At 71.6% G+C, this 21881-nt stretch carries 16 protein-coding genes and 1 riboswitch; of the genes, 9 read left to right on the forward strand and 7 right to left on the reverse strand.

Features of this window, described 5'->3' with window-relative positions:
• Positions 1 to 154: 154 nt before the first annotated feature.
• Positions 155 to 865, forward strand: a complete 711-nt coding sequence (locus OG294_RS26260) for a hypothetical protein (protein ID WP_327069008.1) — start codon at positions 155 to 157, stop codon at positions 863 to 865.
• A gap of 19 nt (positions 866 to 884) precedes the next feature.
• Here OG294_RS26260 and OG294_RS26265 read toward each other — a convergent pair whose 3' ends face one another.
• From OG294_RS26265 to glgX, 3 genes are all read right to left on the reverse strand, one after another.
• Complete coding sequence (locus OG294_RS26265) at positions 885 to 2702, reverse strand: ABC transporter ATP-binding protein (RefSeq protein ID WP_327069009.1); 1818 nt, start codon at positions 2700 to 2702, stop codon at positions 885 to 887.
• Positions 2699 to 4501: an ABC transporter ATP-binding protein gene (locus tag OG294_RS26270; RefSeq protein ID WP_327069010.1), complete on the reverse strand. Its 1803-nt coding sequence runs from the start codon at positions 4499 to 4501 to the stop codon at positions 2699 to 2701. Before OG294_RS26270 ends, OG294_RS26265 begins: the two co-directional genes overlap by 4 nt.
• Before the next feature lie 91 nt (positions 4502 to 4592).
• On the reverse strand, positions 4593 to 6773 hold the full coding sequence (glgX, locus tag OG294_RS26275; RefSeq protein WP_327069011.1) for a glycogen debranching protein GlgX: 2181 nt from the start codon (positions 6771 to 6773) through the stop codon (positions 4593 to 4595).
• A 354-nt stretch (positions 6774 to 7127) separates the two neighbouring features.
• Between glgX and OG294_RS26280 the strand changes: the two genes are divergently transcribed.
• From OG294_RS26280 to OG294_RS26295, 4 genes are all read left to right on the forward strand, one after another.
• The gene (locus tag OG294_RS26280; RefSeq protein ID WP_327069012.1) at positions 7128 to 8366 is read left to right on the forward strand and encodes a L,D-transpeptidase; all 1239 of its coding nucleotides are present in this window, start codon (positions 7128 to 7130) and stop codon (positions 8364 to 8366) included.
• Between the two features lie 236 nt (positions 8367 to 8602).
• Positions 8603 to 9844, forward strand: a complete 1242-nt coding sequence (locus OG294_RS26285; protein WP_327069013.1) for a L,D-transpeptidase — start codon at positions 8603 to 8605, stop codon at positions 9842 to 9844.
• A gap of 159 nt (positions 9845 to 10003) precedes the next feature.
• Positions 10004 to 10588: an ATP-binding protein gene (locus OG294_RS26290; protein WP_327069014.1), complete on the forward strand. Its 585-nt coding sequence runs from the start codon at positions 10004 to 10006 to the stop codon at positions 10586 to 10588.
• Between the two features lie 107 nt (positions 10589 to 10695).
• Positions 10696 to 11751, forward strand: a complete 1056-nt coding sequence (locus OG294_RS26295; RefSeq protein ID WP_327069015.1) for a basic secretory protein-like protein — start codon at positions 10696 to 10698, stop codon at positions 11749 to 11751.
• 78 nt (positions 11752 to 11829) lie between these two features.
• Here the strand turns inward: OG294_RS26295 and OG294_RS26300 are convergent, their stop codons facing one another.
• The 4 genes from OG294_RS26300 to gcvT form a co-directional block, all read right to left on the reverse strand.
• Positions 11830 to 13197, reverse strand: a complete 1368-nt coding sequence (locus OG294_RS26300; protein WP_327069016.1) for an L-serine ammonia-lyase — start codon at positions 13195 to 13197, stop codon at positions 11830 to 11832.
• A 145-nt stretch (positions 13198 to 13342) separates the two neighbouring features.
• Entirely contained in the window at positions 13343 to 14611 is a 1269-nt protein-coding gene (glyA, locus tag OG294_RS26305; protein WP_327069017.1) for a serine hydroxymethyltransferase, read from the reverse strand.
• Positions 14612 to 14771: 160 nt separating this feature from the next.
• Positions 14772 to 15152 (reverse strand): glycine cleavage system protein GcvH, encoded by a 381-nt coding sequence (gene gcvH, locus OG294_RS26310; protein ID WP_327069018.1) that lies wholly within the window; start codon positions 15150 to 15152, stop codon positions 14772 to 14774.
• A gap of 109 nt (positions 15153 to 15261) precedes the next feature.
• Positions 15262 to 16380: a glycine cleavage system aminomethyltransferase GcvT gene (gene gcvT / locus OG294_RS26315; RefSeq protein ID WP_327069019.1), complete on the reverse strand. Its 1119-nt coding sequence runs from the start codon at positions 16378 to 16380 to the stop codon at positions 15262 to 15264.
• 149 nt (positions 16381 to 16529) lie between these two features.
• A riboswitch (glycine riboswitch) is annotated at positions 16530 to 16634 on the reverse strand.
• A gap of 159 nt (positions 16635 to 16793) precedes the next feature.
• Here gcvT and OG294_RS26320 point away from each other — a divergent pair.
• The 4 genes from OG294_RS26320 to OG294_RS26335 all read left to right on the forward strand — a co-directional run bounded on the left by OG294_RS26320 (position 16794) and on the right by OG294_RS26335 (position 21802).
• Complete coding sequence (locus tag OG294_RS26320) at positions 16794 to 17606, forward strand: enhanced serine sensitivity protein SseB C-terminal domain-containing protein (RefSeq protein WP_327069020.1); 813 nt, start codon at positions 16794 to 16796, stop codon at positions 17604 to 17606.
• A gap of 163 nt (positions 17607 to 17769) precedes the next feature.
• Positions 17770 to 18666, forward strand: a complete 897-nt coding sequence (locus OG294_RS26325) for an enhanced serine sensitivity protein SseB C-terminal domain-containing protein (RefSeq protein ID WP_442789220.1) — start codon at positions 17770 to 17772, stop codon at positions 18664 to 18666.
• A gap of 309 nt (positions 18667 to 18975) precedes the next feature.
• Positions 18976 to 19971, forward strand: coding sequence for an ABC transporter permease (locus OG294_RS26330; protein WP_327069021.1), 996 nt, complete (start codon positions 18976 to 18978; stop codon positions 19969 to 19971).
• Between the two features lie 70 nt (positions 19972 to 20041).
• Positions 20042 to 21802 (forward strand): ABC transporter substrate-binding protein, encoded by a 1761-nt coding sequence (locus OG294_RS26335; protein WP_327069022.1) that lies wholly within the window; start codon positions 20042 to 20044, stop codon positions 21800 to 21802.
• Positions 21803 to 21881 lie beyond the last annotated feature (79 nt).

Genomic DNA, 21881 nt, shown 5'->3' on the forward strand with positions numbered 1-21881 from the left:
TTGAGCTGGTGTCCGGGAAGTCGGGTGGGTCGACTTCCCGGACACCGTCGACCTTTCGGACCGCCTGTCAGGAATGCGCCAAAGTTCGCCCGGCGTTCACAATCCGTGGTTAGGATGTTGCCCTCTGTTGCTGGCGGTATCGCATGGGGGGACCATGGCACGCCTGGAATTCGAGCAGTTGACCACCGATGAACTCCCCGGTCGAATAGGTCGGGAGAGCCCGCCGCCGGGGCACGGCCGGCGCCGATTACTGGTCTGGGGCGTGCTGGCGGCCCTGGTGGCCGGGGCGGCGGTGACCGGGTTCTGGTGGAAACCGTGGCAGTCGGTGCAGCTGCCGCAGAGCGCCTGCTGGGGCGAGCTGGGCCCCGCCGACTACCGGGTGCTGGCCGGCCCGGACGGCCGGGCCAAGGCCACCACCCGGGGCGGCATCGACGGCCCGGTCGCCAACGGGCTGCTGCTGTCCAGCTGTCGGCTGGTGTGGAACGACAAGCACCACTCGAGCATGCTGTCCGTGAGCATCGGCTCGGCGGACGGCACCGATGTCGCCGACGACCAGCGACTGCTCGGCAGCACCCTGCGGCAGGTGGGCTTCGGCCCGGACGTGACCGGGTGGTTCGCGCCCGGCACCGGCCCCATGGCGCTCCAGTTCGCCTGCGCCTACCAGCAGGCCGCCGCCGCGGCCAAGCCCTCGCCCTACCTCCGGATTGTGGTGGCCAGTGCCGACCTGGGCACGGCGTCGACCGGCAGCGTCCGGGCGGCCTACGCCGACATCGCGCTGAAGCTGGCCAAGGCCACCGCCCGGCGGATCCCGTGCACCAACCAGCTGCGCATGCTGGACCAGCCGCCCGCCCTGCCCGCCGGCTGACCCGGGTCCGGAGCCGGCGTCAGACCAGGCTGTCGCGCCAGGCCGTGTGCAGGTCGGCGAAGCGACCGCGGCCGGCGATCAGCTCGGCCGGGGTGCCGTCCTCGATGATCCGGCCCGACTCCATCACCAGCACCCGGTCCGCGATCTCCACGGTGGACAGCCGGTGCGCGATGATCACCGCGGTGCGGCCCGCCAGTACCGTGCGCATGGCGCGCTGCACGGCCTGCTCGCCGGGGACGTCCAGCGAGGAGGTCGCCTCGTCCAGGATCAGCACCGCCGGGTCGGCCAGCAACGCGCGGGCGAAGGCCACCAGTTGGCGCTGGCCGGCGGAGATCCGGCCGCCCCGCTTGCGCACGTCGGTGTCGTAGCCGTCGGGCAGGGCGGCGATGAAGTCATGGGCCCCGATCGCCTTGGCGGCCTGCTCGATCTCCTCGCGGCTCGCCTCCGGGCGGCCCACCGCGATGTTCTCGGCGACCGTGCCGGAGAAGAGGAACGACTCCTGGGTCACCATCACCACGCCGCGCCGCAGTTCGGCCGCGGCCAGCGAACGCAGGTCGACGCCGTCCAGGGTGATCCGGCCGGAGGTCGGGTCGTAGAACCGGGCCAGCAGCTTGGCCAGGGTGGACTTGCCGGCGCCGGTGGCGCCCACCACCGCGGTGGTCCGGCCGGCCGGCAGGGTCAGCGAGAAGGCCGGCAGCACCTCCTTACCGGTGCGGTAGGCGAACCCCACCTGGTGGAACTCGACCGTGCGCCCGGTGGCGGTGGTGGCCGGCAGCGGCACGGGGGTGACCGGCTCGGCGACCGAGGGCTCCTGGGCCAGCAGGCCGGAGATCTTCTCCAGCGCGGCGGCGGCCGACTGGTAGCTGTTCAGGAACATCGCCAGCTGGTCGATCGGGTCGTACAGCCGTCGCAGGTAGAGCACGAACCCGGTCAGCACGCCCAGCTCCAGGCTGCCGTCGGTCACCAGGTAGGCGCCGACCAGCACCACCACGGTGACCCACAGGTTCGCCGTGGCCCGCGAGAAGCCGACGTAACGCGCCATCTCCAGCAGGCCGTTGGCGTTGGCGTCGGCGTAGCCGCGGTTGAGCTCGCCGAACGCGGCCTGGTTGTCCGCCTCGCGGCGGAAGGCCTGCACCGGGCGGATGCCGTTCATGGTCTCGGTGAACCGGACGATCACCGAGGCGACCGCGGTGCGCGAGGTGCGGTAGACCCGGGAGCTGCGGGTGCGGAACATCCGGACCAGCAGCGTCATCGGCAGCACCGAGCTGAGCGCCAGCAGGCCCAGTCGCCAGTCCATCACCAGCAGGATGACCGCGATGTAGCAGACCGACAGGAAGACCGCGAGCAGCTCCTGCAGGCCCTCGTTGAGCAGTTCGCGCAGGGTGTCCACGTCGCTGGTGCCGCGCGAGATGATCCGGCCGGAGGTGTAGCGCTCGTGGAAGTCCAGGCCGAGCCGCTGGGCGTGCCGGAAGATCCGGGTGCGCAGTTCGAGCAGCACGTCCTGGTTGAGCCGCCCGGAGACCCGGATGAAGGCGCGCTGCAGCAGCGTGCTGAGCGCGGCGCAGCCCAGGTAGCCGGCGGTGACGGCGATCAGCGGGCCGCTGTCGTGGTGGCGCAGCGCCGGGATGGCCCGGTCGATGGCCAGCGACACCAGCAGCGGACCGGACTGCAGCGCGGCCTGCTGGAGCAGGATCATCATGACCCCGGTCAGCACCCGGCGCCGGTGCGGGGCGAGCAGCGAGCGCAGCAGGGCGGCGGAGGCGCCGGGCGGGACGGGGATCTCCTCGTCCTCGGCGACCGGCAGCTCGTCGGCCTCGGGGGCGGCAGTGGTGGTCATCGGGTCACACTCGCTTCCAGCGCGCTTTCGCCGGACATCAGTTCGCGGTACTCGGGACAGGTCTCCAGCAGCCGCTGGTGGGTGCCGACCGCCAGGATCCGGCCCTCGGCCAGCACCGCGACCCGGTCGGCCAGCAGCACCGTGCTCGGCCGGTGCGCCACCACCAGCGCGGTGGTGTCGCCGAGCACCTCGCGCAGGGCCCGTTCGACCAGCGCCTCGGTGTGCACGTCCAGCGCGGAGAGCGGGTCGTCCAGCACCAGGAACTCCGGCGAGCCGACCACCGCGCGGGCCAGCGCCAGGCGCTGGCGCTGGCCGCCGGACAGGCTCAGGCCCTGCTCGCCGACCTCGGTGTCCACGCCCTTGGGCAGCTGGTGCACGAAGCCGGCCTGGGCGGTGGCCAGCGCCCGCTCCAACTGCTCCGGGCCGGCGCCGGGCGCGCCCATCAGCACGTTCTCGCGCACGGTGGCGGAGAACAGTGTCGGCTCCTCGAAGGCGACCGAGACCAGCTCGCGCAGCCGGGGCAGCGGCAGGTGGGCGGTGTCCTGGCCGTCCACCGTGATGGTGCCGGCGGTGGCCTCGTAGAGCCGGGGGAGCAGCGCGGTCAGCGTGGTCTTGCCGCTGCCGGTGGCGCCGACCAGCGCCATCGTCTCGCCGCGCCGGATGTGCAGGTCGATGCCGCACAGCAGGTCGGGGCTGTCGGCGGGCGCGTCGGGGTAGCGGAAGCGGACACCGCTGAAGCGGATGCCGTCACCCGCGGGGCCGGGCGCCGCCGGTTCGGGCTCGGGCTGCTCGGGGGTGTCGAGCACGTCGAAGAGCCGGTCGGCGGCGGTGCCCGCCTCGTTGCTGTAGGCCAGCAGCCAGCCCAGCGACTCCACCGGCCAGCGCAGCGCCAGTGCGGTGGACAGGAAGGCGACCAGGGTGCCGGCGCTCAGCTCGTCGTGGGCCACCAGCACCGATCCGACGGCCAGTGCGCTGCCCAGGGCCAGCTCGGGCAGACCGACGATGACCGCCCACAGGTCGGCCAGCATCCAGGCCTTGCGCAGTTCGGTGCCGCGCAGCAGCTCGGCCCGCTCGGCGAAGTGCCGGGCCATGGTGCGCTGGCGGCCGAAGGACTTGAGGATCCGGATGCCGAGCACCGACTCCTCCAGCACCGTGGCGAGGTCGCCGTTCTGGTCCTGGGCGGTCCGGGCGGCGGCCGAGTAGCGGGCCTCGAAGTGCGTGCAGATGAGGATCAGCGGCACCGCGGGGACCAGCGCGATCAGGCCCAGCCGCCAGTCCAGCAGCAGCATCAGCACCGAACCGGCGAGGAAGGTCAGGGTGTTGACGACCAGGAAGACCAGCGGGAAGGCCAGGAAGAGCCGCAGGGTGTACAGGTCCGAGGTGGCCCGGGAGAGCAGCTGGCCGGAGGGCCAGCGGTCGTGGAAGGAGACCGGCAGGCGCTGCAGCTTGGCGTACAGGTCGCTGCGCATGGCGGCCTCGACCCGGGCCAGCGGGCGGGCGATCAGCACCCGGCGCAGCCCGAAGAGGCCGGCCTCGGCGGCGCCGAGCAGCAGCAGGAGTCCGATCAGTGGCCAGAGCGCGGCCTGGTCGTGGTGGCCGATCGGGCCGTCCACGATCCGGCCCAGCACGAGCGGCACCACCAGGACCGCGCCGGAGGCGATCAGGGCGGCGGCCACCGCGCCGACGAGGTACCAGCGGATGGGGTACGCGTAGGGCTTGAGCCTGAGCAGCGAGCGCACCGTGGACCTGTCGGGCCGGTCGGTGGGCGGCTGATGCGGGGGTGCAGCGTTCTCGGCCATCGGGCCGAGCGTAGGCGGAGCGACTGACATTTCTCATCCGGTTTTTCACACCTGACGTGGTGCGCCGCCGGGAACCGGCCACCGCGGGGCGTCACTCGTGTCCGGCGGCGCGCAGCAGTCTCAGCGAGCGCGCGGCCAGCGGTTGTGCGACCCCGCGGTCGGCGGTGTCCAGCAGCAGCTCCCAGGGGCCGCCGGGCGGCAGCGCGAACTGCGCGGGGTGGTCGGCGCCGTTGAGCAGCAGCAGGAAGCTGTCGTCGGTCAGCGGGCAGCCGTGCTGGTCGCGCTCGGACATCGCGTCGCCGTTGAGCAGCATGCCGAGCTGGGCGGTGGGGGCGTACCAGTCGGCCTCGGTCATCTCGGTGCCGCGCGCGGTGTACCAGGTCAGGTCGCGCCGGCCGCCGGGCACCGCGGCCCGCCCGGAGAAGAAGGCCCGCTGGCGCAGCACCGGGTGGGCCCGGCGCAGCCGGATCAGCTGGGCCGTCAGCTCGCTCTGGCGGCGCCAGGCCGGCTGGTCCAGCAGTGACCAGTCCACCCAACTGGTCTCGTTGTCCTGGCAGTAGGCGTTGTTGTTGCCGCCCTGGGTGCGCCCGAACTCGTCCCCGGCCATCAGCATCGGCACCCCCGAGGCGAGCAGCAGGGTGGCCAGCAGGTTGCGCAGCTGGCGCGCTCTCAGCTCCTGGACGGCCGGATCGGTGCTCTCGCCCTCCGCTCCGCAGTTCCAGGAGCGGTTGTCGTCGGTGCCGTCCCGGCCGTCCTCGCCGTTGGCCAGGTTGTGCTTGCCGTTGTACGAGACCAGGTCGCGCAGGGTGAAGCCGTCGTGCGCGGTGATGTAGTTGACCGAGGCGTACGGGCGCCGCCCGCCGCGCTGGTAGAGGTCGGAGGAGCCGGAGAGCCGGTAGCCGAGCTCGGCCACGTCCGGGCGGGCACCGCGCCAGAAGTCGCGCACGGTGTCGCGGTACTTGTCGTTCCACTCCGCCCACAGCGGCGGGAAGTTGCCCACCTGGTAGCCGCCGTTGCCGACGTCCCACGGCTCGGCGATCAGCTTGACCCGGCTCAGCAGCGGGTCCTGGGAGATGGCCGCCAGCAGCGGGTGGTGCATGTCGACCCCGTCGCTGGCCCGGGCCAGGGCCGCGGCCAGGTCGAACCGGAACCCGTCCACGCCCATCTCGCCGGCCCAGTAGCGCAGCGAGTCGGTGACCAGCCGCACGGCCTGCGGCTGGCGGGTGTCCAGCGTGTTGCCGCAGCCGGTGTAGTCGGTGTAGCCCCGCCCGCCCCGGTTCCCGCGCCCCAGGCGGTAGTAGCCGGCGTTGTCGATCCCGCGCAGCGAGAGGGCCGGCCCCAGCTCGCCGCCCTCGGCGGTGTGGTTGTAGACGACGTCCAGGATCACCTCGATGCCCGCGTGGTGCAGCGCGCGCACCATCCGCTTGAACTCCCCGACCTGCTGGCCGCGGGTGCCGCTCGCGCTGTAGCCGCCGTGCGGGGCGAACCAGCCGATCGAGTTGTAGCCCCAGTAGTTGGTCAGGCCGCGCCGGTGCAGGTGGTCCTCGCTGGCGAACTGGTGGACCGGCAGCAGCTCGACGGCGGTGACCCCGAGCGAGGTCAGGTGCGCCAGGGCCGCCGGGTGCGCCAGGCCCGCGTAGGTGCCGCGCAGTTCGGGCGGGATGCCGGGGTGGCGCATGGTGAAGCCGCGCACGTGCAGCTCGTAGAGCACCGTCTCGGCCCAGGGCGTCTTGGGGCGGCGGTCGTCCGACCAGTCGTCGTCGTCGTGCACCACCACGCCGCGCGCGGTGTACGGCGCGGAGTCGCGGTTGTCGCGCACGGTGTCGGCGACGTCCGCCTCGGGCCAGTCGCGCACCGAGGCGCAGCAGGCGCCGTGGCCGGTGAACTCCCCGTCGACGGCCCGCGCGTAGGGGTCGAGCAGCAGCTTGGCCGGGTTCCAGCGGGCACCGGTCCACGGGTCCCAGCGGCCGTGCACCCGGTAGCCGTAGCGCTGGCCGGGGCCGATCCCGGGCAGGTAGCCGTGCCAGGTCTGGAAGGTCTGCTCGGAGAGCGGGTGGCGGGTCTCGGTGCCCTCCTCGTCGAACAGGCAGAGCTCGACGGACTCGGCGCCCGGCGCCCAGAGCGCGAAGTTGGTGCCGTGGCTGCCGTCGGCGCCGTGCCGGTAGCGGGCGCCCAGCGGCTGCCAGCTGCCCGGCCAGGGCGCGGCGGGTGGCAGGTGGGTGGCGGTGAGGGGCTCTGGGCGGTCCTGCTCCAGTTCCTGCCATGCCGTCATGCCCGCAGTCCTCCGAGGCCGGTCACCCGCGACTGTTACGGACGGATGTCCGCAGAGTGAATCGTTCCCTCGTGCCCCAGGCGGAATCCGATCGTGGACAGCGGGACCCGATCGGCTGGGCGCGCGGTGGGCACGGCCGGCCGGCCGAGCGGCGAACCGGGACAAATGCTGCCAGGGCGACCCGGGGCCGGCTGACGCGCTTTCACCTGTCGGCCACGACCCTCCCGCCGAAGATTCACTCAGTTGGCCCAGTTATCCTTGCGCGAGCGCGGACCCCCGAGGTGTGGTCCGGCGACAGACGACGAGGGGGAGCGCCCAGTGGAGCCGGTTCGGGCGGCGGCAGCCGCGAGAGGGATGTGGACGGGCAGGGGGGCCGCTCGCCGGGCCACCGCAGCGTTGCTGGCGGGTGGCGTGCTGCTGCTGGCGAGCGCCTGCGGGCCGGACGACACCCCGGCCAAGGCCGGCGGTTCGGGCGGCGGCGGCGCGGCCGCCGGCGGGTCCTCGTCGGCCGCGCCGTCGGCCGCGTCCTCGCCCAAGCTCTCGGCGGCCCAGCTGACCGTGACGCCCGCCGACGGCACCCAGGACGTGGCGCCCACCGGGGCGGTCAAGGTCGCGGTGGCGAACGGCAAGCTGACCCAGGTCTCGGTGGCCGACAAGGACGGCAACGCGGTCCAGGGCAGCATCTCGGCGGACGGCCTGTCCTGGTCGCCGTCGGCAGCGCTGGCCGTCGGCATGCTCTACAAGGTGAGCGCCCAGGCGGTGGACTCGGCCGGCCTGCAGGCCGCGGTGGACAGCAGCTTCACCACGCTGACCCCGGCCAAGACCGTCTCCACCAACGACAACGTCTCCACCGGCTCCACCTACGGCGTCGGCATGATCGTCTCGGTGAACTTCAACAAGGACGTCAAGAACAAGGACGACGTCGTCAAGGGCATCACCTTCGAGGCCTCGGACGGCACCCAGGTCAAGGGCCACTGGTTCGGCAACCGCCGGCTCGACTTCCGCCCGCAGGCGTACTGGAAGCCCGGCACCACGGTGAAGATCCACTACAAGCTGAAGAGCGTGGAGGTCTCGCCGGGCGTCTACGGCGGCTCGGACCGCGACGAGTCGTTCACCATCGGCCGCTCGCAGATCTCCACCGCCGACGCGAGCACCGACAAGATGACCGTGGTCCGCGACGGCAAGACGCTGGAGACGCTGCCGATCACCGCCGGCAACGACGACAACCCGTCGTGGAACGGCACGATGACCATCGAGAGCAAGGAGAAGGTCACCCGGATGAACTCCGCGACCGTCTCCAACGTGGTCGGCAGCGAGTACGACGTGCCGGACGTGCCGCACGCGATGCGGCTGACCGATTCGGGCACGTACGTCCACGGCAACTACTGGAGCAACGCGTTCGGCCAGTCGAACGCCAGTCACGGCTGCGTCAGCATGCAGGACGCCAAGGGCGGCGACGACAACTCGGTGGCCGGGAAGTTCTTCAACTCCTCGATGATCGGCGACGTCGTGATCATCAAGAACGCCAAGGGCAAGACGGTCAGCCCCAGCAACGGGCTCAGCGGCTGGACGTTGCCCTGGGCAAGCTGGTAATTCCATGAAAACCGGTAGCTGAGTGCAACCAATGGCCCACCTCGGAACGTTGTCGAGGTGGGCCATTCGCGTGATGGTCACCATTCGGCCGCGGATATCCGGGGGAGGGCATGAAGGCGGTCGAACGGGCGAAGGAAACAGGTGCGACAATCAGCCGATTTGTTCGAAACCGGTGCGGAACCGGGGGCCCGTCAACGACGTGTAGGCGTACGGGACTGAATCAGGGGAGTAGAGGCATGCGCTCGATACGCGTGGGAGCGGCACTCGCCGTCGGCGCCACCCTGCTGCTGGCCACGGCCTGCGGTGGTGGCAGCAGCAGCCCGAAGGCCGGCTCCGCGCCTGCCGCGGCGGCGGGGGGTGCGTCCGGGGGCGCGGCGGGCGGCTCGCCCGCGGCGCCGGCCACCTCGGCCTCCCCGGCGTCGAGCGCGGTGGTCGACATCGAGCCGAAGGACGGCACCCAGAACGCCGCGCCGGACGCGCTCAAGGTCGCGGTCGCCAGCGGCAGGCTGAGCCAGGTGACGGTGACCGACAAGAGCGGCCAGGCGGTGCAGGGCAGCATCTCGGCCGACGGGACCAGCTGGGTGCCGGCCGCGGGCCTGTCGGTGGCCGACTCCTACCAGGTGAAGGCCGAGGCCACCGACGCCAAGGGCGTGGCGACCACCGCCAGCAGCAGCTTCAGCACGCTGACCCCGGCCAAGACCTCGCGCAGCCAGGACAACGTCATCACCGGCTCCACCTACGGCGTCGGCATGATCGTCTCGTTCGACTTCGGCATGCCGATCCAGAACAAGCAGGCGGTGGAGAAGGCGATCACCTTCGAGACCTCCGACGGCTCCCAGCTCAAGGGCCACTGGATGGGCAACAACCGGCTCGACCTGCGTCCGCAGAACTTCTGGCAGCCCAACACCCAGGTGAAGATCCACATCCGGCTGAAGAGCGTCGAGGTCTCGCCGGGCGTCTACGGCGGCTCGGACCGCGACGAGTCGTTCACCATCGGCCGCTCGCAGATCAGCACGGTGGACGCCGCCGCCCACACCATGACGGTGCAGACGAACGGGCAGACCACCGAGACGATCCCGATCAGCTCCGGCTCGGACGACCACCCGACCTACAACGGCACCATGGTGATCGAGGCCAAGGAGGGCACCGCCCACATGACCTCGGCCTCGGTGCCGGGCCTCAAGCCGGGCGAGTACGACCTGGAGGTCCCGCACTCGATGCGCCTGACCGACAGTGGCACCTACGTGCACGGCAACAACTGGTCCTCGGCGAGCACGTTCGGGAGCGCGAACGTCAGTCACGGTTGCGTCGGCCTGCAGGACGCTCCCGGAAACGCGGGCGGCACCGACACCCCGGCGGCCAAGTTCTACGCGGCCTCGCTGGTCGGCGACGTGGTGAAGGTGATCAATTCCAAGGGTGCGCAGGTGACCCCGGACAACGGCCTGAGCGGCTGGAACATGGCCTGGAGCACCTGGTAGAGCCTGCGTCTCCAGCGCCCCTGCGGCCCCATTCGCACCCGGTGTTCGACCGGCTTTCGAGCCGCGCCGACACCGGGTGCGAGCGTCATATGCCAAATGAATAGTGATCGTTTCGTCATTGTCCGTACGCGGCTGCTTGCGAACCGCAATGATGGGCACATGGCGGGATGGGGCGAAGTCGAGCAGTCATCACATCTCGGGCCCGGTCCGGCCGCTGACCCCCTGCCGGGGTCTCAGCGGATCGGCACGGCGGCCCCCGCGGGGACGGCGTCCCGCTCCGGGCTCGCGGCCCTGGAACGGCTCTCCTTCTACGAGTTGGAGCGCGCGGTCCTGCCCCGGTTACGCGACCCCGCCGGCGAGGAGGAGGCGCGGCTGCCCTCCCGCGGCGAGTCCGGGCCGCTGGCCCGCCGGCTGGTGCTCTCGGTGCTGCAGAGCTGGGGGCTGCACCCGCTCCTGGAGGCCGGCGAACTCCTCACCGCCGAGCTGGTCGCCAACGCCGTGCGCCACACCGGCGGCCGCACCATCGGGCTGCGCCTGCTGCGCCGCCCCGGCTGGCTGCGGGTGGAGGTGCGCGACTCCTCCCGCGCGCTGCCCTGCCTGATCGTCGCCGAGCCGGGCCTGGCCGAGTGCGGCCGCGGCCTGTTCGTGGTCGACACCCTCGCCGACCGCTGGGGCGCCGACCTGCTGCCGCGCGGCAAGACCGTCTGGTTCGAGCTGAAGGTGCGTGAGCGCACCGCGAACTGAGCCCGGGCCTCCCCGGGTGGGCTTCCCCGCTGTCAATCGGCTGTCGATCCGCCGGGGACAGCATGCGAGCCGCTGGACATCCCAGCTCTCGCCCAAGGAGGAAGCCCATGGCACGGAGCATACGAACCCTCGCGAAGCGGGCCGCGCTGACCGGCGTCGGCCTCGCACTCGCCGCGGGGGCGTCCTTGACCTCCGCGGCTGCCGCGCACGCCGACACCACCCCCGGCGGCTGCGGCGGCCCGGCCTGGGAGAGCGCCTGCATCGGCGTCAACGGCAGCGGCTACATCACCGCGGACGCGTACACCAACTTCCAGAGCGTCGACCCCAACTGCACGGTCGACGTGATCCTCTGGGACTACACCAGCAACCGGCAGGTCTTCACCAGCTCGGCCACCTGCCGGACCGGCTCCCAGCACTACGCGACCAGCGTGCTGGGCAACCCCACTCAGGGCCACGACTACAAGACCGAGCTCCAGCTGCACTGGACCGGCGGCGCGGCCTACGACTACCAGACCAGCCCGGACCTGGTCTTCGGCGGTGGCGGCTCCCAGCCCGCCCCGGGCGTCAGCATCACCATGGACACCTCGCAGGCCGGTGACCTGGCCGGCTGGGCGAGCACCGAGCAGTCCATCCTGCAGCAGTGGTACGGCCCGACCGTGAACCTGATCGACGGCGGCGCCTACCAGGCGCCCACCAGCTACCGGGTCGTCTTCGACCCGGCCTACAACGGGCCGGGCGACATCGCGGCGACCTACTGGGACGGCTCGGCGAACAACCTCACCGTCAAGGTCAACCCCGACTGGGTCCGCCAGCACCCGGACGACACCGGCTTCCTGGTCCACGAGCAGGTCCACGTGGTCCAGGACGGCAGCAACCTGCCCAGCGGCCTGGTGGAGGGCAGCGCCGACTGGTTCCGCTACTACAACTACCAGCCCACCAACCTGGCCCGCCCCGACCAGAACACCAAGAACACCTACCTGGCGGGCTACAGCACCACGGCCTACTTCCTCAACTACGTGGCCACGCACTACGACAGCAACATCGTGCGCGAACTCAACGACGCGGGCCACGCCCAGGCCTACCCCGTCGACAACGCCGACCAGTGGTGGATCCAGCACACCGGCAAGACGGCGCAGCAGCTCTGGGACTCGATGTACCAGTAGCACCCACGGGCACCCATGACGAGGCCCGCCCGGCCGGGAGGACTCCCCGGCCGGGCGGGCCTCGTCAGGCAGTGGTGCTCAGCACTCGATGACGTTGACCGCGAGGCCGCCGCGCGAGGTCTCCTTGTACTTGACCTTCATGTCCGCCCCGGTCTCCTTCATGGTCTTGATCGCCTTGTCGAGGGAGACGTGGTGGCGGCCGTCGCCGCGCAGGGCCATCCGGGCGGCGGTGACGGCCTTGACCGAGGCCATGCCGTTGCGCTCGATGCAGGGGATCTGGACCAGGCCGCCGACCGGGTCGCAGGTGAGGCCGAGGTTGTGCTCGATGCCGATCTCGGCGGCGTTCTCGACCTGCTCGGGGGAGCCGCCGAGCACCTCGGCGAGGCCGCCGGCGGCCATCGAGCAGGCGGAGCCGACCTCGCCCTGGCAGCCGACCTCGGCGCCGGAGATCGAGGCGTTCTCCTTGAAGAGCATGCCGATCGCGCCGGCGGCGAGCAGGAAGCGGACGATGCCCTCGTCGTCGGCACCCTGGACGAAGTTCTGGAAGTAGTGCAGGACGGCGGGGATGATGCCGGCCGCGCCGTTGGTGGGGGCGGTGACCACCCGCTGGCCGCTGGCGTTCTCCTCGTTGACCGCCATCGCGTAGAGGGTGACCCACTCCATCGCGTTCGCCGGGCCTATGCCCTCGGCGCGCAGCGCCCGGGCACCGGCGGCGGCGCGGCGGCGGACCTTGAGGCCGCCGGGCAGGATGCCCTCGCGGGACATGCCCGCGCTCACGCACTCCTTCATCACGCCCCAGATCTCCAGCAGACCGGTCCGGATCTCCTCCTCGGTGCGCCAGGCCTTCTCGTTCTCCAGCATCAGGCCGGAGATGGACAGGCCGGTCTCCCGGGTGTGCCGCAGCAGCTCCTCGCCGGTGCGGAAGGGGTAGCGCAGCACGGTGTCGTCCGGGACCACCCGGTCCGCGCCGATCGCGTCCTCGTCCACCACGAAGCCGCCGCCGACCGAGTAGTAGGTCTTGGCGAGCAGCTCGGTGCCGGCCGCGTCGTGCGCCACCAGGGTCATGCCGTTGGCGTGGTACGGCAGCGAGCGGCGGCGGTGCAGGACCAGCTGGAGGTCCGGGTCGAAGGCGATCGAGTGGGTCCCGAGCAGGCTCAGCCGCTTGGCCTCGTTGATCCGGGCCACGTCCAGGTCGGCCTTGGCGACGTCGACCGTGCGCGGCGAGTTGCCCTCCAGACCGAGCAGGACGGCCTTGGGGGTGCCGTGGCCGTGGCCGGTGGCGCCGAGCGAGCCGAAGAGCTCGGCCTTCACCGTGGTGACCTGCTCCAGCAGGCCCTCGGAGCGCAGCCGGCGGGCGAACATCCGGGCCGCGCGCATCGGGCCGACCGTGTGCGAGCTGGAGGGGCCGATGCCGATGGAGAAGAGGTCGAAGACGCTGATGGCCACGGGGGGACGTCCTTGTCTGGTTCTCGTGGAGAGAGAAGGGCGGTGCATGAGACGGGGCACCGGCTCACCATTCCAGTGTGCGCGGTGCCCCGGGGCCCGGGTGCGGTCGGCAGGGGTGACGCCGACCACGCCCGAGGGTGCTGCCTTACAGCTCGGGGTAGAGCGGGTACTTCTCGGCCAGAGCGGTGACCCGGGCCTTGAGGGCGGTGGACCGGTCCGCGTCGAAGGTCGGCAGCAGCGCCTCGGCGATGATGTCGGCGACCTCGCGGAAGTCCTCGGCCTGGAAGCCGCGGGTGGCCAGCGCCGGGGTGCCGATCCGCAGGCCCGAGGTGACCATCGGGGGACGCGGGTCGTTCGGGACGGCGTTGCGGTTGACCGTGATGCCGACCTCGTGCAGGCGGTCCTCGGCGTCCTGGCCGTTCAGCTCGCTGTTGCGCAGGTCCACCAGGACGAGGTGGACGTCGGTGCCGCCGGACAGCACCGAGACGCCGGCCGCCTTGGCGTCCTCCTGGAGCAGGCGGGCGGCCAGGATCTTGGCGCCCTCCAGGGTGCGCTCCTGGCGCTCCTTGAACTCCGGGGAGGCGGCGACCTTGAAGGCGACCGCCTTGCCGGCGATCACGTGCTCCAGCGGGCCGCCCTGCTGGCCGGGGAAGACCGCGGAGTTGATCTTCTTGGCCCACTCGGCCTTGGAGAGGATCACGCCGCCGCGCGGGCCGCCCAGGGTCTTGTGGGTGGTGGTGGTGACCACGTCCGCGTACGGCACCGGGGAGGGGTGCAGGCCCGCGGCCACCAGGCCGGCGAAGTGGGCCATGTCCACCATGAGCAGCGCACCGACCTCGTCGGCGATCCGGCGGAACTCGGCGAAGTCGAGCTGGCGCGGGTAGGCGGACCAGCCGGCGATGATCAGCTTGGGCTGGTGCTCCTTGGCCAGGCGCTCGACCTCCTCCATGTCGACCAGGTTGGTCTGCTCGTCCACGTGGTAGGCCACCACGTTGTAGAGCTTGCCGGAGAAGTTGATCTTCATGCCGTGGGTCAGGTGACCGCCGTGGGCCAGGTTCAGGCCCAGGATGGTGTCGCCCGGCTGGATCAGCGCGAACATCGCGGCGGCGTTCGCCTGCGCGCCGGAGTGCGGCTGCACGTTGGCGGCCTCGGCGCCGAACAGCGCCTTGACCCGGTCGATGGCGATCTGCTCGACCACGTCGACGTGCTCGCAGCCGCCGTAGTAGCGGCGGCCGGGGTAGCCCTCGGCGTACTTGTTGGTGAGGACCGAGCCCTGGGCCTCCATGACCGCCACCGGGGCGAAGTTCTCGGAAGCGATCATCTCGAGGGTGGACTGCTGGCGGTGCAGCTCGGCGTCGACCGCGGCGGCGATCTCGGGGTCGAGTGCGTGCAGGGACTGGTTGAGAACCGTCATGGTGGCGTCTTCCCGTGAAAGGGGGCTGCCGCGCGCAGCGCGCCGTGGCAAGGGTGGCGGCGGGTGGCGGGCGAGGGGAACCTGGTGCGGACGGCCGCCGCGCTGCGGCCGCCCGCCGGGTGGATCGGAGGCCGGCCGGGCGGCCCGGCCGGCGTTCCGGTCAGGACTTGGTGAACTCGGCGTAGCCGTCGGCGTCCAGCAGGTCCGCGGGGGCCTCGGAGACCTTGAGCTTGAAGAGCCAGCCACCCTCGAAGGCGGCGGAGTTCACCAGGGCGGGCTCGTCGGCCAGGGCCTCGTTGACCTCGGTCACCTCACCGGTGGCGGGGGAGTACAGGTCGCTGACCGACTTGGTGGACTCGAGCTCCCCACAGGTCTCCCCGGCGGTGACGGTGTCGCCGACCGCGGGCAGCTGCACGTAGACGATGTCACCGAGGGCGGTGGCCGCGTACTCGGTGATCCCGACGGTCGACACGCCGTCCGCGTCGGCGGCGGTCAGCCACTCGTGCTCCTTGCTGTACTGCAGGTGCTGCGGGTTGCTCATGGTGGTCATTCTCCAGGATGGGAAGCGGGAACGAGGGAACGGTCCGCCGAGCGGACGGTCGAAAGTCCGCTCAGTGGACTTTCAGCGGGAGGGGCCGGGTCCGCCGGGCTCAGCGGGCGCGCTTGTAGAACGGCAGCGCGACGACCTCGACCGGCTCGTGCTTGCCGCGCACGTCCACCGCGACGGCCGTGCCGGGCGCCGCGAAGGCGGCGTCCAGGTACGCGATGGCGATCGGCTTGCCGAGCGTGGGGGAGGGGGAGCCGGAGGTGATCCGGCCGATCACCGCGCCTTCGGCGGAGACCACCGCGTACTCGGCGCGCGGCACCCGCTTGCCCTCGGAGACCAGGCCGACCAGCTTGCGCGGGGGGTTGACCTCGGCCTGCGCGGCGGCGGCCTCCAGCGCCTTGCGGCCGACGAACTCGCCGCCGTTGGTGGTCTTGTCGAAGCGCACCACCCGGCCCAGGCCCGCGTCGAAGGGGGTCAGCGAGGTGTCCAGCTCGTGCCCGTAGAGCGGCATGCCCGCCTCCAGGCGCAGCGTGTCGCGGCAGGACAGGCCGGCCGGGACCAGACCGTGCGGGGCGCCGGCCTCGGTCAGCGCCTGCCACAGGTGCTCGGCGTCGGCGGGGGCGCAGAAGATCTCGAAGCCGTCCTCGCCGGTGTAGCCGGTGCGGGCCAGCCAGACCTGCTGGCCGGCCACCGTCGCGGGCAGCAGGGCGTAGTACTTCAGGCCCGGCAGGTCGGCGTCGGTCACCGAGGAGAGGATCGCGTTCGCCTCGGGGCCCTGGACGGCGAGCAGCGCGTAGGCGTCGCGGTCGTCGCGCACCACGGCGTCGAAGCCGGCCGCGCGCTCGGTCAGCGCGTCCAGCACCACCTGGGCGTTGGAGGCGTTGGCGACCACCATGTACTCGTTCTCGGCGGTCCGGTAGACGATCAGGTCGTCCAGGATGCCGCCGTCCTCGCGGCAGATCATCGTGTAGCGGGCGCGCAGCACGCCGAGCGCGGAGATGAAGCCGACCAGCGCGTGGTCCAGCAGCTCGCCGGCCTGCGGGCCCGAGACGGTGATCTCGCCCATGTGCGAGAGGTCGAAGAGCCCGGCCTTGGTGCGGACCGCGAGGTGCTCCTCGCGCTCGCTGCCGTAGCGCAGCGGCATGTCCCAGCCGGCGAAGTCGGTCATGGTCGCGCCCAGGGCACGGTGCAGCGCGTCGAGCGCGGTCAGACGGGGGGACATGGTGAGACTCCCGAAGCTGGGTGCGGGCAGGGTGGGGTGGAGTCTCCCCGTCTGTCGTCACAACCTGAGAGCTTCACCGCACCAAGGATGACGCGGCTTGCACCGTGGGTGGGCGCACGGCACGGCCGTGTTCCGCTTTCCAGATTCGCCTCGCCTACGCGGTAGGGGTGCCTGAGAGATTCCGGGGAGGACTTGCTCCTTCGGCGCCGGTCCGTGCCGACAGGGGCACCTCCGGGCTCTCCCGCGCGGGTTCGAGCGGCCAGTATGAAGTTGGGTCCTGTGGAGTACGCGGACATCATGGCATGTCCGTCCGCCCGGCGGGAGAGGGGGCCGTCTCGGTACGCTTCGACCGGACGCACTGCGTGACAAGCGCTTGTGCCAGACGGTCCGGGTCACAAGCGGGGCAGGGGCGGATGGAATCAGAGGGGTACGCCGCGACGGCGACGGGGTGGACCGAGCCCGGTCGGGCGCCGGTCGGCAGCGGCTGGCCGGCCAACGAGCTGGAGCGGGTGCTCAGCGCGGCCATCGGCGACCCCGGTGCCACGCCCCGGGTGATCGAGGTGCTGGCCCGCAGCCAGGTCTGGATCCCGCTGCCCGTCGGCGCCGACCCGGCCGGTGCCGCTCTCGACCTGCCGACCATCGAGCTGGCGGGTGCGCCCTACGTGCCGGTCTTCTCCTCCGAGGAGCAGTTCCTGCGGCACGCCCCGGGGCTGTCCTGCGCGGTCGCGCCGGCCTGGGACTTCGCCCGTGGCCTGCCGCTGGGCATCGGCATCGCGGTCAACCCGCAGGCGCCGGTGGGCATCCCGGTGCCGCCCGCGGGAGTCGCCGAGCTGCGGCGCGGACCGCGCGAGGGGCGCTGGGAGAGCACCGGGGCGGGCGCGGGGATGCCCGAGGGCGCCCGGGTCGCGCTGCGAGAGCCGGAGCCGGGCGAGGAGCCGATGGTGTTCCTGCAGGCCGTGTGCGCCGAGCTCGCGGCGCTGGGCGGCGTGCTGACGGCCCGACGGGCGCTGGCCTCGGTGGAGGGCGAGCCGACCGTGCTCTTCGTGGGCGTCCAGCTCGACCCGGCCGCGCCCGCCGACCCGGTGGAGGTCAACGCCGCGCTGGGGCGGGCGCTGGGGGCCGCGCCGCTGCCCGGCGGGGTGCACATGGTGCTGCTGGACCTGGCGGCCGACCCGGTGGTGGATTGGCTGCTGTACCGGGTAGCACCCTTCTACGTACGGGGCTGAGCGGGCTCGGGCCTCGACGCGAGCGCACCGCGGTGCCACCCAGGGCGTCGGCATGACGGGTGTCGGCCGGGCCCCGTAGGGTGGCGCCCGGAGCGTGGATGGGCCAGGCCGTGGATGGGCCGGACCGTGGCGAGGGCGGCGGCATGGACAGGAGTGGGTACCGGTGACGACGGGAGCGGCGGGCGGTGGAGCGGGGTCGTGGGGCCCGGCCCCCGGTGCGGACCCGGGCGCCCTGGAGCGGGCCCTGGGCGAGGTCGCCCCGGACCGCTTCGCGGCGTACGAGCAGCTGCTGAGCGAGCTCGCCGCGGGCCGGGTCTGGATGCTGCTCTGGCACGGCACCCCCGGCAGCCCGGACGCCCAGTACGGGAACATGGACATCGGCGGTCACGGCTACGCGCCGGCCGTCACCTCGCCCGGTCAACTGGCCGCCAGCGGCTGGGCGCGCGCCCACGAGGTGATCTCCGGGCGGGAGATCGCCGCCGCGCTCTACCGCACCCGCTGGGGGCTGTGGCTCAACCCGCACGCGCCCGGCGGCGGGGTCGGCGTGCCCTGGGCCGACCTGCGCCGGGTGGCGGCCGGGCTGGACCGGCTGCCGGCCGGTCCGCTGCAGCTGTCCGATCCCCAGCTGCCGGGCACCGAGCGGTTCTACGCGCTGCTGGAGCAGCAGGCGCCCTCGGTGCGTCCGGTACGGGCGCTGCGCCGGGCCTGGGTACGGCCAGTGGTGGGCGAGGCGTACCTGGCCATCGGGCTTGAGCTGTACGACACTTCGCCGCCGGCGGTGGAGGCGGTGCGGGCGCTGATGCAGCGCGCGATCGCGCAGGCGCCGCCCGGCCTCGCGGTCTCCACGGTCGCGATGAGCGACGAGTTCGACCCGGTGGCGCTGTGGATGCGCGCCAACAGCCGGCCGTTCTACCACCGTGAGGCGACTCCGGCGCCCTACCCGCAGGTGGCGCCCGCACCGTATCCGACCTACCCGCAGGCCGCCTATCCGCAGGCGCCGTACGGCGGTTCGCTGCCGCCGCAGTCGGGGTGGCCGCAGCAGCCCTGGCCCGGGCGCTGACCTTTCGCCGTCCGGCTGGTCCGTGTACCGATCACCCCGTGGTGTGGGTGCGGTGAACTGATGATCTTCACAAGTCACCTGAGTGGCCGTCAGGTTTATTGATCATGGACTGTGGAAGATCACAGTTGGGCATCCTTCGCCGGGCAGGGCTGGCGCGAGGCTGGAGCCAGCGTGAAGAGTTCTGCGCACCGCACCAGCCGAGCAGCTCGGGCGGCATCGACGGCTGGTTCTGACCAGGACCTGACACAGTCATGCCTGCGCCGGGCTGCCATGGGCCGACAACCGTCGGCGAGGGGACGCCAACTGCCCATGACCACACCCACCGACACCACCCCCGCCGCTCCGGGCGAGCCCGCGGCGAGCGCCTCCGCAGGGCCGGCCGCGATCGAGGGCCGTTCGCTCGGCCGCATCGCCTGGCTGCGCTTCCGGCGCGACAAGGCCGCCGTCGCCGGCGGCGTGGTGGTCATCCTGCTGGTCCTGCTGGCCGTCCTGGCCAAGCCGATCGAGTCGGCCTTCGGCCTCAGCCCCGATGCACTGCACCAGGACCTGCTGGACCCCGACCTCGGCAGCCTGCCCACCGGTTCGTTCGGCGGGATGAGCCTGAGCCACCCGCTGGGCGTCGACCCGCTGCAGGGCCGCGACCTGCTCTCCCGGATCATCGAGGGCTCCTGGGTCTCACTCCTGGTGGCCTTCGGCGCCACCGTGCTCTCCAACACCATCGGCACCGTGCTCGGCGTGATGGCCGGCTACTACGGCGGCTGGGTGGACACCGTGATCAGCCGGGTGATGGACACCTTCCTGGCCTTCCCGCTGCTGCTCTTCGCGATCTCCATCTCGGCCTCGCTGCAGGGCGGCGCGTTCGGACTGCACGGCCTGCCGCTGCACCTGGCGGTGCTGATCTTCGTGATCGGCTTCTTCAACTGGCCCTACATGGGCCGGATCGTGCGCGGCCAGACGCTCTCGCTGCGCGAGCGGGAGTTCGTCTTCGCCGCCCGCAGCCTGGGTGCCCGCGGGCCGTTCATCCTCTTCAAGGAGCTGCTGCCCAACCTGGTCGGCCCGATCCTGGTCTACTCGACCCTGCTGATCCCGACCAACATCCTCTTCGAGGCGGCGCTCAGCTTCCTCGGCGTCGGCATCCAGCCCCCGCAGGCGAGTTGGGGCGGCATGCTGAACGACGCGATCAAGTACTACCAGGTCGACCCGGAGTACATGGTGGTCCCGGGCCTGGCGATCTTCGTCACCGTGCTCGCCTTCAACCTGCTCGGCGACGGGCTGCGCGACGCGCTCGACCCGCGCAGCAACTGAGCTTCCACCCTCCTCACTTCTCCAGCCCGGGCCACTACTTCGGCCACTACTACAAGGGGTTGATCCAGCAATGCGCCGATCTCGTACCCTCGCTCTGGCCGCGGTGGTCGCCACCACCGCGCTGGTGGTGAGCGGCTGTTCGAGCAGCAAGTCCTCCGGTGGTGGCGGCGGTGCCGGCTCCGCCGGGGCGGACGCCGCCACCAAGGGCATCGTGAACGCCTCGGACCAGAAGGGCGGCACGGTCACCTACGAGATGAAGGGGACCCCGGACTCCCTGGACCCGGGCAACACGTACTACGCCTACATCTGGAACTTCTCGCGCCTGTACGCCCGTTCGCTCACCACCTTCCAGCCGGGGCCGGGCAGCAGCGGCGACAAGCTGGTCAACGACCTGGCCACCGGCCTCGGCCAGGTCAGCGACAACGGCCTGACCTGGACCTACCACCTGCGTGCGGGCCTGAAGTACGACGACGGCACCCCGATCACCGCCAAGGACGTCAAGTACGCGGTGGAGCGCAGCAACTTCGCGCCCACCGTGAACTCCAACGGCCCGACCTACTTCCAGGAACTGCTGGTCGACAACCCCACGCCGTACAAGGGCCCCTACGCCGACCCGACCGGCGGGCTGAACTCGATCCAGACCCCGGACGACACCACGATCGTCTTCCACCTCCAGCACCCGTTCGCGGACTTCGACTACCTGGTCAGCGCCCCGCAGACGGCCCCGGTGCCGCAGGCCAAGGACGACGGCGCCGGCTACGTCAAGCACATCGTCTCCAGCGGCTCGTACAAGTTCCAGTCGTACGACGACGGCAAGGACGCCGTGCTGGTGCCCAACCCCAACTGGGACCAGTCCAGCGACCCGATCCGCAAGCAGCTCGCGGACAAGATCGTGCTGAAGATGAACATCGACCAGAACACCATCGACCAGGACCTGATCGCGGGCAACGCCCAGGTCGACCTGGTCGGCGGCGGCGTCGACCCGCAGACCCAGGCCAAGCTGCTGCTCGACCCCAAGCTGAAGGCGCAGACCGACAACGCCTTCGGTGGCCGGCTCGCCTACCTGGCGCTGAACACCAAGGTCGCGCCGCTGGACAACGCGGACTGCCGCAAGGCCGTCCAGTACGCGATCGACAAGGTCTCGGCGCAGACCGCCCAGGGCGGACCGGTCCGCGGCTCGGTGGCCACCAGCATCCTGCCGCCGGACCTGCCGGGCCACCAGGACATCAACCCCTACCCGTCGGACGGCAACAAGGGCGACATCGCCAAGGCCAAGTCCGAGCTGCAGGCCTGCGGCCACCCGGACGGCTTCAGCACCACCATCATCGCCCGCAGTGAGCGCGACACCGAGGTGCAGGCCGCGACCTCCATCCAGGCCGCGCTGGCCAAGGTCGGCATCAAGCTCAACATCCAGCAGTACCCGCAGGGCAAGTACTTCTCCGACTACGCGGGTGTGCCGGACTTCGTCAACAAGAACAACGTCGGCATGATGATGATGCAGTGGGCGGCCGACTGGCCCACCGGCTACGGCTTCCTGCAGCAGATCGTCGACGGCCGCGCGATCAAGGCCTCCGGCAACAGCAACCTGTCGCAGCTCGACGACCCGGCCGTGAACAAGCTGCTCGACGACGCCGCGAGCAACACCGACCAGGCGGCCCGCGAGAAGGACTACGCGGCGATCGACGCGCAGGTCATGAACGACGCCGTGATCGTGCCGCTGACCGACTACAAGGTCTTCAACTTCCGGCCGAGCACCAACACCAACGTCGTGGCCACCTCGGCCTACGACGGCGAGTACGACTACCTCAACATCGGTACCACCGCCAAGTAAGAGCCTGGCTCCCCGTCCCCGAAGGCAGGTGAAGGCGAGCGGAGCCGGCCTCCGTCCGGCGCGACCCGAGCGGTCGCGC

The organism is Kitasatospora sp. NBC_01302 (assembly GCF_035976515.1).
Lineage (GTDB): Bacteria > Actinomycetota > Actinomycetes > Streptomycetales > Streptomycetaceae > Kitasatospora.